This window comes from Burkholderia sp. BE17 (assembly GCF_009362305.1).
GTDB lineage: Bacteria > Pseudomonadota > Gammaproteobacteria > Burkholderiales > Burkholderiaceae > Burkholderia > Burkholderia pyrrocinia_C.
Genome location: NZ_WHNU01000010.1, coordinates 60,780 through 73,562, shown reverse-complemented (window position 1 = coordinate 73,562; position 12,783 = coordinate 60,780). Strand labels below are relative to the sequence as shown.

Below are 12,783 nucleotides of genomic sequence, written 5' to 3'. Positions count from 1 at the left end.
TTCGCCCCCGCCCGTTACGCGCCGTTTGCCGCCTTCCACGGCGCGCGGTCGTAGAAGTAGATGCCGTGCGGCGAGCGGCCGACGGAGATCGTCTGCACCAGCTTGCGCGACGCCAGGTCGATGATCCCGACCTTCTTCGCGAAGCGGAACGTTACCCACAGCGTCTTCTTGTCGGCGGACAGCTCCATGTCGTCGGGGCCCGGCAGCAGGCCGGTGATGTCGCCGACGTTGGTGAGCGTGTTCTCGTCGATGATGCTGATCGTGTTCGCGACCCGATTCGTGATCGCGACGTGCGTGCCGTCGGCGAGCGAGCGGAAGTTGTGCGCGCCCTTGCCGGTCTGGATCGTCTTCACAACCTTCTGGTTGCGCCAGTCGACGACCGCCACGTAATCGGCGCCCGTCATCCCGACGAGCAGGTACTTGTCGTCCGGCGTGAGCCACAGGCCCGCCGGCACCTTGCCGACCGGCATCTTCCACTTGACCGTCTGGGTAGCGAGGTCGACCGCCGCGATCTCGCCGGACACCTGCAGCGACACGAGCACCGTCTTGCTGTCCTTCGTAAACGCGAGGTGGCTCGGCATCACCGCGAGCGGCAGGCGTTTCGCGATCTTCACGTCACGGCCGTCGTAGCTGTAGATGTCGAGGCGATCGAGGCGCAGCCCGGTCGACACGAACCACTTGTGATCGGGCGAGAAGCCGAGCTGGTACGGATCCTCGATGCCTTCGACCGTGCGTTGCAGCTTGCCCGTCTTCGGATCGACGAACATCAGGCTGTTCGAGACCGAATTCGCGACGATCAGCGACGAATTGTCGGGCGCCGCCATCAGATGGTGCGGCTCCTTGCCGGTCGGCATCGTGCCGACGACCATGCGGGTCTGCTGATCGATCAGGGAAAGCGTCGCTTCGGCCGAATTGAGGACGATCACGTTATTCGCGTGTGCGGCGGGCGCCAGTACGGCGGCGGCCAGCGCGAGCGTGCGGCCGAGGGAAAGGAAAGTGCGCATGAAGACTCACGTCGTGGAACAACCGTCATTGTAAAACGCTCAACCGGCCTCGCCGGTTGACCGAAATCGGCGTTGCGCCACTTCGACGCATGCCGCGGCGACCGGACAGGCCGGCGCGGCATGCGCCGTGCGGGCGGCCGGGGCCGGCCGCCGGTGCGGGCCCGGAAAACCGATGTTGCGCTAACGCTGCATCGACTCCCAGACCTTGTGCAGACGCTTGACAGAGACCGGCATCGGCGTGCGCAGTTCCTGCGCGAACAGCGAAATTCGCAGCTCCTCGAGCAGCCAGCGGAATTCCGCGAGCCGCGGGTCGGCGACGCCGCCGCGCTGCGACACCGCGCGCTGGTACTGCTGGGCAAGCGGCAGCAGGTCGGCTGACTGCTTCGCGTCGCGCGCCGGATCGGCCTTCAGCTTGTCGATCCGCAGCGCGATGCCCTTCAGGTAGCGCGGGAAGTGCGCAAGCTGCACGTAAGGCGTGTCGATCACGAAGCGCTTGCCGACCAGCGCGGCGAGCTGCTGCTGCAGATCGGCGTGCGCCTGCGCGAACGGCTTCGCCTGCGCGAGTTTCTTCACGAGACCCGCGTATTCGGCGAGGATCTGCCCGACCAGCCGCGCGATTTCCTGCGCGAGCAGGTTCAGGCGGCTGCGGCCCTCGTCACGCCGCGCGTGGAAGCTCGCGTCGTCGTCGGGCAGCGGGTCCTGCAGGCACGCGCGGTCGAGCGCCGTGTCGATCAACTGGTCGCGCAGTTCGTCCTGCGTGCCGAGCGACATGTACTGCATCGCCATCTCGCGCAGGCCCGGCAGGTTCTTCTCGAGGAACTTGATCGGCTCCTTCAGCTGCAGCGCGAACAGCCGCCGCAAGCCGGCCCGGTGGATACGCGCGGCCTCCTCCGGCGAATCGAACACCTCGACGTCGCAATGCGTGCCGCGATCGACGAGCGCCGGGTAGCCGTACAGCGTCTGGCCGCGCCGGCGGATTTCCAGCAGCTCGGGAAGCTTGCCGAAATTCCACGTCGTCAGGTTCTCGTACAGCGCCGTCGCGCCGGCTTCCGCCGCAGCGGCCGTCTGCGGCGCCGCGCCCTTGCCGGCCTTCGCGCCGCGGCCGGCGGCACCGGCCGCGGCGGCAGGCGCCAGCGCCGGCGCCGTGCCGGCTGCCGGTCCGGCATCGGCCTCGCCGCCGGTCGAGATCGTCGACGCCGCGGCGATCTTCTGGAACTGCTGCTGCGCCTGTGCGCCGAGTTCCTGGCGAAGCTGCGCGAGATTGCGCCCCATCGCGAGCTGGCGGCCGTGCTCGTCGATCACCTTGAAGTTCATGAACAGGTGCGCGGGCAGCGTCTCGAGCTTGAAATCGGCCGTCTTCATCGCGACCTGCGTCTGGCCGCGCACGTCGGCGATCAGCGCCTCGACGAGCCCGCCCGCGCCGAAGCGCTCGCGACCCATCCGCTCGACGAAGCCGGCCGCATACTCGGGCAGCGGCACGCAGTGGCGGCGCAGCTTCTGCGGCAGCGACTTCAGCAGCAACTGCACCTTTTCCTTCAGCATCCCCGGCACGAGCCACTCGCAGCGGCGCGCGTCGACCTGGTTCAGCGCATACAGCGGCACCGCGAGCGTCACGCCGTCGCGCGGCGTGCCAGGCTCGAAGTGGTACGTGAGCGCCATCTCGACGCCGGCCATCGTCGCGCGCTTCGGGAACAGCTCGGTCGTCACGCCGGCCGCCTCGTGGCGCATCAGGTCGTCGCGCGACAGGTACAGCAGCCGCAGCTTGTCCTCGGGCTGGCCGCCCTGCTTCACCTCGTCGCGATACCAGCGCTCGAACGCGACGCCCGTGTGGATCCCTTCCGGAATCGCCTGGTCGTAGAACGCGTAGATCAGCTCGTCGTCGACCAGCACGTCCTGCCGGCGCGACTTGTGCTCGAGCTGCTCGATGTCGGCGAGCAGCTTGCGGTTGTGCGCGAAGAACGCGAGCTTCGTGTCGAACTCGCCTTCGACCAGCGCGCCGCGGATGAACAGCTCGCGCGCACGCGCCGGATCCTGCTTGCCGAACGCGACGCGCCGGCGGTGGTAGATCGGCAGCCCGTACAGCGTCGCGCGCTCGTACGCGCTGACCTGCGCCGGGCGCTTTTCCCAGTGCGGCTCAGACAGCGATTTCTTCAGCAGGTGCGCGCCGATCTTCTCGATCCATTCGGGCTCGATCTTCGCGAGGCAGCGCGCGTACAGCCGGCTGGTCTCGACGAGCTCGGCCGCCATCACCCAGCGGCCGGCCTTCTTCGCGAGCACGGAGCCCGGCCACAGGTAGAACTTGATCCCGCGCGCGCCGAGATAGTGCGGATCGTCGTCGGCCTTCAGGCCGAGGTTGCCGAGCAGGCCCGTCAACAGGGCCAGATGAACCTGTTCGTAGGTCGCCTCGACTTCGTTGAGCCGCCAGCCGTGCTCGCGCACGACGGTCAGCAACTGCGAATGAACGTCGCGCCACTCGCGCAGCCGCAGGTGCGACAGGAAGTTCTGCCGGCACGCGTCGACGAGCTGGCGGTTCGACTTCTTGTGCGCGACGGCCTCTTCGAACCACGCCCAGATCTTCAGCCACTGCAGGAATTCGGAACGCTCGTCGGCGAACCGGCGGTGCGCCTGGTCGGCCTGCTCCTGCGCTTCGATCGGCCGGTCGCGCGGGTCCTGCACGGACAGCGCGCTCGCGATGATCAGCACCTCGCGCAGCGACTGCTGGTCGCGCGCGGCGAGAATCATCCGGCCCACGCGCGGGTCGAGCGGCAGCCGCGCGAGTTCGCGGCCGAGCGGCGTCAGCGCGTTGTCGTCGTCGACCGCACCGAGCTCGTTCAGCAACTGGTAGCCGTCCGCGATCGCGCGGCCCGGCGGCGGTTCGAGGAACGGGAACGATTCGATCGCCGTCAGGTGCAGCGACTTCATCCGCAGGATCACCGACGCGAGCGACGAGCGCAGGATTTCCGGATCGGTGAAGCGCACGCGCGCCTGGTAGTCGCTTTCCTCGTACAAGCGGATGCAGACGCCGTCGGCCACGCGGCCGCAGCGGCCCGCGCGCTGGTTCGCGGCGGCCTGCGAGATCGACTCGACCTGCAGTTGCTCGACCTTGTTCCGGTACGAATAGCGCTTCACGCGCGCGAGACCGGTGTCGACGACATAGCGGATGCCCGGCACCGTCAGCGACGTTTCGGCGACGTTGGTCGCGAGCACGATGCGGCGCGCGTTCGACGCCTTGAACACCTTGTCCTGGTCGGCCGCCGAGAGCCGCGCGAACAGCGGCAGGATCTCGGTGTGCGGCGGATGGTGCTTGCGCAGCGCCTCGGCCGCCTCGCGAATCTCGCGCTCGCCGGGCAGGAACACCAGCACGTCGCCGGAGCCCTCGCGGCACAGCTCGTCGACCGCGTCGACGATCGCGTCCATCAGGTCGCGCTCGGCCTCGCGCGCGGTCTTCACGCGGTCGCGGCCGGCCGTGCCTTCGGCATTCTTCACGGCCGGGCGATCCTCGGCCACCGGGCGGTAGCGCATCTCGACCGGATACAACCGCCCGCTCACCTCGATCACGGGCGCCGGGCGCTCGTCGGTGCCGAAATGGCGCGCGAAGCGATCGGCGTCGATCGTCGCGGACGTGACGATCAGCTTCAGGTCCGGCCGCCTCGGCAGGATTTCCTTCAGGTAGCCGAGCAGGAAGTCGATGTTCAGGCTGCGCTCGTGCGCCTCGTCGATGATCAGCGTGTCGTACGCCTTCAGCAGCGGGTCGGTCTGCGTCTCCGCGAGCAGGATGCCGTCCGTCATCAGCTTCACGGACGCGCCCGGCGCGAGGTTGTCGGTAAAGCGCACCTTGTAGCCGACCACCTCGCCGAACGGCGTGCCGAGCTCCTCGGCGATCCGGCGGCCGGTCGACGACGCGGCCAGCCGGCGCGGCTGCGTATGGCCGATCAGGCCCGTGCCGCCGGCACCGAGGCCGCGGCCGAGATCGAGACAGATCTTCGGCAACTGCGTGGTCTTGCCCGAGCCCGTTTCGCCGCAGACGATGACGACCTGATGACCGGCGATCGCGCGCGCGATTTCGTCGCGCTTGCCCGACACGGGCAGGCTTTCGGGGTAGCTGATCGGCGGGACGGGATTGGGCGCGACGGCGGCGCGCGGCGGACGCTCGCGGCGCGGGGGGCGTGCATCGGGCGCGTTCGTCGTGGCCGGCTGGCGCGCATCGCCGCGGCGTTCGTCGCCGCGCGGCCCGCGCGACGGCTGGTCCGCCTGCTTTTCCTGCTGCTGGCGCGGCGGCCGGCCCTGCTGCTCGCGCGCATCGGCCGCACCATCCGGGTGCCGGGCCGACGGCGCTTTGGCCCGCGTCGGCGCGGGACTTTTAGGTACATTCGACATGGGGGCGCATTATAATCCCGCCCATGAATTCCCAAACCGACCTCCCTCCCGCCCAGACCGGCGCCGCGACGCCGCCGGCCGCCGACGATTCGGCCGTCAGCCACGCGCAGTTCGTCGACTGGATGCGCTCCGTCGCGCCCTATATCCACAAGTTCCGCAACAGCACGTTCGTCGTGGGGTTCGGCGGCGAGGTGGTGCAGCAGGGGCTGCTGAACGCGCTCGTGTCCGACATCGCGCTGCTGCAGGCGATGGGCATCCAGATCGTGCTCGTGCACGGCTCGCGCCCGCAGGTCGAGGAGCAGTTGAGCCTGCATGGTGTCGAATCCGAGTTTTCGCACGGCCTGCGCATCACCGATGCGCGCGCGCTCGAATCCGCGAAGGAAGCGGCCGGCGAAGTGCGTCTCGACATCGAGGCCGCGATCAGCCAGGGGTTGCCGAACTCGCCGATGGCGCACGCGCACATCAGCGTCGTGTCGGGCAACTTCGTGACCGCGCGGCCGGTGGGGATTCTCGACGGGGTCGATTTCGCGCATACGGGCATCGTGCGCAAGATCGACGCCGAATCGATCCGCCATTCGCTCGCGAGCCGCAAGCTCGTGCTGCTGTCGCCGCTCGGTTTCTCGCCGACCGGCGAGGCGTTCAACCTGTCGATGGAAGACGTCGCGTCGGCCGCCGCGATCGCGCTGCGCGCCGACAAGATCGTGTTCCTGACCGACGGCCCCGGCATCGTCGACGACGAAGGCGGGCTGATCCGCGAAATGTCGCTCGACGCGGCGGCCGAGCTGCTCGATTCCGGCAACATCCAGGGCGACGACGCGTTCTTCCTGAAGCACTCGATCCGCGCGTGCCGCGGCGGCGTGACGCGTGCGCACCTGATCCCGCAATCGCTCGACGGCAGCATGCTGCTCGAACTGTTCCTGCACGACGGCGTCGGCACGATGATCTCGTACGAGAACCTCGAAAGCCTGCGCGAAGCGACGCCGGACGACGTCGGCGGCATCCTGTCGCTGATCGAGCCGCTCGAATCGGACGGCACGCTGGTGCGGCGCGGCCGCCACCAGATCGAACGCGATATCGACCACTTCTCGGTGATCGAGCACGATGGCGTGCTGTTCGGCTGCGCGGCGCTGTATCCGTACCAGCAGGAGAAGATCGGCGAGATGGCGTGCCTGACGGTCGCGCCGGAAGCGCAGGGCTCGGGCGACGGCGAACGCCTGCTCAAGCGCATCGAGCAGCGTGCTCGCGCGCGCGGCCTCACGCACATCTTCGTGCTCACGACGCGCACCGAGCACTGGTTCCTCAAGCGCGGCTTCGTCAAGGTCAGCGTCGACGACCTGCCGGAAGACCGCCGCAAACTCTATAACTGGCAGCGCAAGTCGCTCGTGCTGATGAAACAGCTCTGAGCGGCGCAAGACGCCCGCCCTCCCCCAGTCCGATTACAGGAGAAGTACACGATGGCCCGTATGATTCAATGCGCGAAGCTCGGCAAGGAAGCCGAAGGTCTCGATTTCCCGCCGCTGCCGGGCGAACTCGGCAAGCGCATCTATGAAAGCGTCTCGAAGGAAGCATGGCAGGGCTGGCTCAAGCAGCAGACGATGCTGATCAACGAAAACCGCCTGAACATGGCCGACCCGCGGGCACGCCAGTACCTGATGAAGCAGACCGAGAAGTACTTCTTCGGCGACGGCGCGGACCAGGCGTCCGGCTACGTGCCGCCGACGGAAGGCTGATGACGTGATGCACGGAGCCGGCCGCCTGCCGGCCGCGTGATGGAGGGAAAACGGCACCGTGTCTCGCACGGTGCCGTTTTTCGTTTGGGGACGCGGTCGATCGATCAGCGCGACTCAACCGGCCGGTTTCAGCGCGCCGCCGTCGCCCGGCTGCTGCGGCCCGTCGCTCGCGCTTTCTGCGCTTCCGCCTTCGGCACCCCATTCGGCCGCGTCGCTGCGCTCGGCGGTCGACAGCTCGTCGGCGCGATACCCGGTGCGGTTCAGCAGCGCCAGCATGCAGACGAGCGACACGAGCGCGTAAAGCCCCGACGCGACCGCGACGCCGACGATGCTGCCCGTCGCATTGAGGATCGCCTGCGCGAGCACGGGCGTACCGCCGCCGACGACGAGCGCGCTCAGTTGATACGCGAGCGACAGGCCCGTATAGCGAATGTTCGCCGGAAACACGCGCGCGAGCACGCCGCCGACCGCGCCGTAGAACATCGCGGACGGAATCGTCGAGATGCACATGCCCGCGACGGCCACCCAGTACGAGCCTGTCGCGAGCGCATGGAACATCACGGGCATCAGCACGATTTCCGGAATCAGGATCCAGCACATCGCGCGCCGCATGTCGACCTTCGACACGAACCATGCACCGACCGGCTGCATCAGGAACTGCACGACGAGCGAGATCGACAGGATGCCGAGGAACGTACCCTGCGCGTAGCCGAGCTCCTTGGTCGCCCACGACAGCGCGAACGTGCTGCGGAAATACGTGACGTTGATCACCGGCAACGTGCCGGCCGCGAGCAGCACGACCACCCAGTGATCGCGCACGACGTCGCGCAGCGGCAGCTTCACCGTGCGCTTGCGTGCGAGCACGCGCTGCATGTCGGCCGATTCCTCGAGCTTCAGCCGGATCACCATGCCGATGATCACGAGCACGGCCGACAGCAGGAACGGAATGCGCCAGCCCCACATCAGGAAGGACGGCGTCGGCAGCGCACTCAGCGCGAAGAACGCGGCCGTCGCGAGCAGGTTGCCGGTGGGCGAGCCCTGCTGCGCGAACGCCGCGTACAGGATGCTGCGGTGCTTCGGCGCGTTCTCGCTCGCGATCAGCACCGCGCCGCCCCACTCGCCGCCGACCGCGATGCCTTGCAGCACGCGCAGCACGACGAGGCCGGCCGGCGCCCATACGCCGATCTGCGCATAACCCGGCAGCAGGCCGATGCCGGTCGTCGCGAGGCCCATCATCACCAGCGTGATCACGAGCGCGGTCTTGCGGCCGACGCGATCGCCGAGATGCCCGAATACGATCCCGCCGAGCGGCCGCGCGGCGAAGCCGGCCCAGAACGTGACGAACGCGAGCAGCGTCGCGACGCCGGGGTCCATCGTGCTCGAAAAGAACACCTTGCCGAACACGAGCGCCGCGGCCGTGCCGTAGATGTAGAAGTCGTACCACTCGATCGTGGTGCCGACGAACGCCGCGAAGGCGGCGCGGCCAGGCCGCGGTTGCGCGGAGGGCGGGGATTGCGGACGGCTCATCGATGTCTCCAGGTTGGTGTTCGGGGGCGCGACTGCCGCGCGCCTTTCCCGGGTGGCCGGCATTGCGCCGCCGGCCGGCGGCGTTGTGTCGGTCGGCGGCGCCTAGTCGGGCGCCTGGCCGGGTGCCGTTTTCAGCACGCCGGCATCGAGCAGTTGCTGCTGAAGCGCGCGATCGACGCCGAGCCGATCGAGCACCGCGCGCGTGTCGCGGCCGAGCGCGGGCGGCGGTGTTCGGTAGGTGGCCGGCGTGCGCGACAGCTTCACCGGCGACGCGGTGCCGCGATACCCACCGATCTCGACGAACAGGTTCCGGTGCAGCGCATGCGGATCGTGCGCGACGTCGGCCACCGTTCGCACCGGCCCGCACGGCACGCCCGCCGCCATCAGGTCGCGCGCGAGCGGCTCGCACGCGTGCGCGGCGAGCCGCGCCTCCAGTTCGGCCTTCAGCTCGGGCCGGTGCGCGCAGCGGCTGCGGTTGTCGACGAAGCGCGGATCGGCCGCGAGCGTCGGCGCGCCGAGATGCACGGCGAGCCGCGCGAACTGCCGGTCGTTGCCGACCGCGAGGAAGATCGGCACGGTCGCCGTGCGGTAGCTGTCGTATGGCGCGATGTTCGGATGCGCGTTGCCGCTGCGCGCCGGTACGCGCCCCGAGCCGAAGAAGTTCGGCAGGTGCGGATGCAGCAGCGACACACCGCAGTCGTACAGCGCGATATCGATCGACTGCCCGCACCCGCTCTTCTCGCGCTCCGCGAGCGCCAGCAGGATGCCCGCGAGCGCGTTGAGCCCCGTGACCATGTCGACGATCGGCAAACCGATGCGCGTCGCGTCGCCGTCGCGCTCGCCGTTGACGCTCATCAGCCCCGCCATCGCCTGGATCACCGCGTCGTAACCGGGCAGCCCGCCGAGCGGACCGTCCGCGCCGAAGCCCGTCACCGCGCAGTGGATCAGGCGCGGGAAGCGCGGCTGCAGGTCACGCGCATAGTCCATCCCCCAGCGCGCGAGCGTGCCGGGCTTGAAGTTCTCGACGAGCACGTCGGCGTCTTCGAGCAGGCGCCACAGGATCGCGCGCCCTTCTTCGTGCGACAGGTCGAGCGCGAGCCCTTCCTTGTTGCGGTTGACGCCCATGAAGTACCACGCGGTATCGCCGAGGAACGGCGGCCCCCAGCCGCGCGTCTCGTCGCCGGCCGGCGGCTCGATCTTGACCACCGTCGCGCCGTGGTCGGCCAGCGCCTGCGTGCAGTACGGGCCACCGAGCACGCGGCTCAGGTCGACGACCTTCAGGCCGTCCAGCGCACCTCGCGTCGCGTTCATCGTTCGACCTCCGGCAGCAGGTCGAGCGCCGTGTCGAGCGCGATCGGCGTACCGCGCAGCAGCGCGTCGTATGCGGCCGAATCGTCGTCGCGCGACGCAGGCGCGAGCGGATCGACCGGCAACAGCTTGTGGCGCACGATCAGGTGCGCGAGCGCGAGGCGCCGGAAATCCGGCGCGAGCCGCACGCCCTCGCAGGCCATCAGCACGGCCGCGCTCGTGTAGTACAGCGCGGATGCGGCCTGCCGCACGCGTGAATCGTCGCCTTCCGCCGCGACCCGCGCGAGCGCGTCGCATGCGCGCGCGAGAACGCGCCGCAGCGCCTCGCGGCTCGCGTCGGGCAGCGGCGCCGCGCCGAGCCGGTCGCCGAGGAACGCGCGCAGCGCATCGAGCGCGTGCTCGCGCTGCGCGGCCCGCGCGACGTCGAGCGCGACGATGTTGCTCGTGCCTTCCCAGATCGAGCCGAGATGCGCATCGCGCACGACCCGCGCGTCGCTCCACTCTTCGATGTAGCCGGTGCCGCCGCGCACTTCCATCGCGTCGCCCGTCACGCGGCGCGCATCGCGGCACGCGCGGAACTTGATCAGCGGCGTCAGGATCCGCACGCAGCGCGCGGCCTGCTCGTCGCCCGCATCGGCCTGCGGCAGCAGCAGTGCGATCTGCATGAACATCGCGCGCGCGGCCTCGGCCGGCAGCAGCATCTTCATCAACTGGCGCTGCATCAGCGGCATCTCGATCAGCTTGCGGCCAAAGGCCTCGCGATGCGCGGCGACGTGCAGCGCCTCGTTCAGCGCCCGCCGCATCAGCCCGGCCGCGCGCACGCCGTTCGACAACCGCGACATGTTGATCATGTCGGCCATCTGGTGGAAACCGCGGCCGATCTCGCCGATCAGGTAGGCCTGCGCGCCTTCGAGCGCGATCTCGCCGCTCGCCATCGACCGGCTGCCGAGCTTGTCCTTCAAGCGCACGATCCGGTAACGGTTGCGCGTGCCGTCCGGCAGCGTCTTCGGCAGCAGGAACAGCGCGAGGCCCTTGATACCGTCCGGCGCGCCGTCGGGCCGCGCGAGCACCATCGCGAGATCGGCATCCGCGTTCGAGCAGAACCACTTGTCGCCCGTCAGGCGCCAGACGGTCTCGCCGTGCGCGTCGGTCTCGCGCACTGCACGCGTCGCGATGCGGCCGACGTCGGAGCCGGCCGCCTGCTCGGTCATGAACATCGCGCCCTGGTACAGCGTGTCGAAATCGCGCGACGCAAGCATCGGCAGGTAACGCGCGACGAGTGCCGGATCGCCGAAGCGGCGCAGCGTGCGCGTCAGCGAATCGGTCATGCTGACCGGGCAGCACAGCCCGAATTCCGCCTGCACGAACAGGAACGTCAGCGCGTACTTGACGAGCGGCGGCACGGATTCAGAACCGTGGCTCAACGACGCGAGCCCGAGCTCAGAATACGCGACGCGTTCGAGCGCGACATACGCGGAATCCTTGTCGATCCGCTGCACGGCCTCGCCGCGCCGGTTGCGGTGCTCGAGCACGGGCGGGTGCTTGTCCGCACGCGACGCCCATTCGTCGAGCTCGCCCGACACGCGCGCGCCGAGCGCACGGAGCTGCGGCTCGAGTTCGGCATAAAGCGCGTCGCCGAGATGCAGCTTCAGCAACGCGCCGAGATCGGGATCGGCGGTGAAGAAATCGATGCCCCGGCTGTCGGGGATGTTGGATGCGCCGGTATCCGGCGTGCGGGCGGTGTCGTTCATGCGTGTGTCTCCTGGGTTGCCGGCACGTCGGCCGGACCTGACGCCGCGGCGCCCGGCCGGCCCTGTGCAAAGCCTTCCGCTGAGCGTAGGCGCGCGATCGATAAGCGTCCAATACAGGATTTATCCGGTACGATAGATATCGCTTATCGATGCCGACGCCGGGAGGAGACACCATGGAACTGAGGCAGTTGCGCTACTTCGTGGCGGTCGCCGAGGAGCTGCATTTCGGGCGCGCGGCGAAACGCCTGTTCATCTCGCAGCCGGCGCTGAGTTTCGACATCCGCAAGTTCGAGGAATCGCTCGGCGTGCAGCTTTTCTCGCGCACCAACAAGACCGTCGCGCTGACCAACGCGGGCGAAGTGCTGCTCGGCGAAGCGCGCCGGCTGCTGCTGCAGGCGGCCGAGGCCGAGCGCCTGACGGTGCGCTCCGCGTCGGGCCTCGCGGGCCGGCTGCGGATCGGCTTCGTCCATTCGATGCTGTATCGCGGGCTGCCCGATGCGGTGCGGCGCTTCGAGGCCGACTACCCCGGCGTCGAGGTCGTGCTGAGCGAGATGAATACGCACGCGCAGGTGCAGGCGATCCAGCGCGGCCAGATCGATCTCGGTTATGCGCACTGGGGCCACTTCCCGCCCGAGGTCGAATCGGCGCCCGTCTATGCGGAGCCGTTCGTATGCTGCCTGCCGGCCGCGCATCCGCTCGCGCGCCGCAGGCAGCTCGCGGTCGCCGCGCTCGCGGCGGAACCGTTCATCCTGTTTCCACGCGACGCCGCGCCGCACTATCACGACCTGATCATCGCGCAGTGCGTGAACGCGGGATTCAGCCCGCTGATCCGCCACGAGGCGCGGCTGTGGCAGACGATCCTGTCGATGGTCGAGTTCGGGATGGGCATCGCGCTGGTGCCGCGCGTGCTGCAGCAGGTGAAAAGCGACCGGCTCGCGTTCCGGCCGCTGAAGGACGCGTCGCTCGAATCGCGCACGCTCGCGCTGAAGCGCAGCGGCACCGCCGAACCGGTGGCGCTGCGCTTCGCCGACTACGTGCGCGCATCGATCGACGCGCTGCCCGCGCTCGCGGGCTGAGCAGGAGCAC

Annotated in this window: 8 protein-coding genes; 3 read left to right on the top strand and 5 right to left on the bottom strand. The window is 69.1% G+C overall.

Features of this window, described 5'->3' with window-relative positions; translation table 11 throughout:
* Positions 1-14: 14 nt before the first annotated feature.
* Complete coding sequence (locus GD429_RS11055) at positions 15-1,004, bottom strand: beta-propeller fold lactonase family protein (protein WP_152856976.1); 990 nt, start codon at positions 1,002-1,004, stop codon at positions 15-17.
* Positions 1,005-1,184: 180 nt separating this feature from the next.
* Positions 1,185-5,381 carry an ATP-dependent RNA helicase HrpA gene (gene hrpA, locus GD429_RS11050; protein WP_152856975.1) on the bottom strand — a complete coding sequence of 1,399 codons (4,197 nt, stop codon included), beginning with the start codon at positions 5,379-5,381 and terminating at the stop codon, positions 1,185-1,187.
* 23 nt (positions 5,382-5,404) lie between these two features.
* On the opposite strand from hrpA, the gene argA reads away from it, so the two are divergent.
* On the top strand, positions 5,405-6,784 hold the full coding sequence (gene argA / locus GD429_RS11045) for an amino-acid N-acetyltransferase (protein WP_034183531.1): 1,380 nt from the start codon (positions 5,405-5,407) through the stop codon (positions 6,782-6,784).
* 51 nt (positions 6,785-6,835) lie between these two features.
* Positions 6,836-7,111: an oxidative damage protection protein gene (locus GD429_RS11040; RefSeq protein WP_006478357.1), complete on the top strand. Its 276-nt coding sequence runs from the start codon at positions 6,836-6,838 to the stop codon at positions 7,109-7,111.
* A gap of 114 nt (positions 7,112-7,225) precedes the next feature.
* Here the strand turns inward: GD429_RS11040 and GD429_RS11035 are convergent, their stop codons facing one another.
* The 3 genes from GD429_RS11035 to GD429_RS11025 form a co-directional block, all read right to left on the bottom strand.
* On the bottom strand, positions 7,226-8,638 hold the full coding sequence (locus GD429_RS11035) for an MFS transporter (RefSeq protein WP_152856974.1): 1,413 nt from the start codon (positions 8,636-8,638) through the stop codon (positions 7,226-7,228).
* A gap of 102 nt (positions 8,639-8,740) precedes the next feature.
* Positions 8,741-9,949 (bottom strand): CaiB/BaiF CoA transferase family protein, encoded by a 1,209-nt coding sequence (locus GD429_RS11030; RefSeq protein WP_152856973.1) that lies wholly within the window; start codon positions 9,947-9,949, stop codon positions 8,741-8,743.
* Positions 9,946-11,697: an acyl-CoA dehydrogenase family protein gene (locus tag GD429_RS11025; protein ID WP_152856972.1), complete on the bottom strand. Its 1,752-nt coding sequence runs from the start codon at positions 11,695-11,697 to the stop codon at positions 9,946-9,948. Before GD429_RS11025 ends, GD429_RS11030 begins: the two co-directional genes overlap by 4 nt.
* 173 nt (positions 11,698-11,870) lie before the next feature.
* On the opposite strand from GD429_RS11025, the gene GD429_RS11020 reads away from it, so the two are divergent.
* Complete coding sequence (locus tag GD429_RS11020) at positions 11,871-12,773, top strand: LysR substrate-binding domain-containing protein (RefSeq protein ID WP_152856971.1); 903 nt, start codon at positions 11,871-11,873, stop codon at positions 12,771-12,773.
* Positions 12,774-12,783 lie beyond the last annotated feature (10 nt).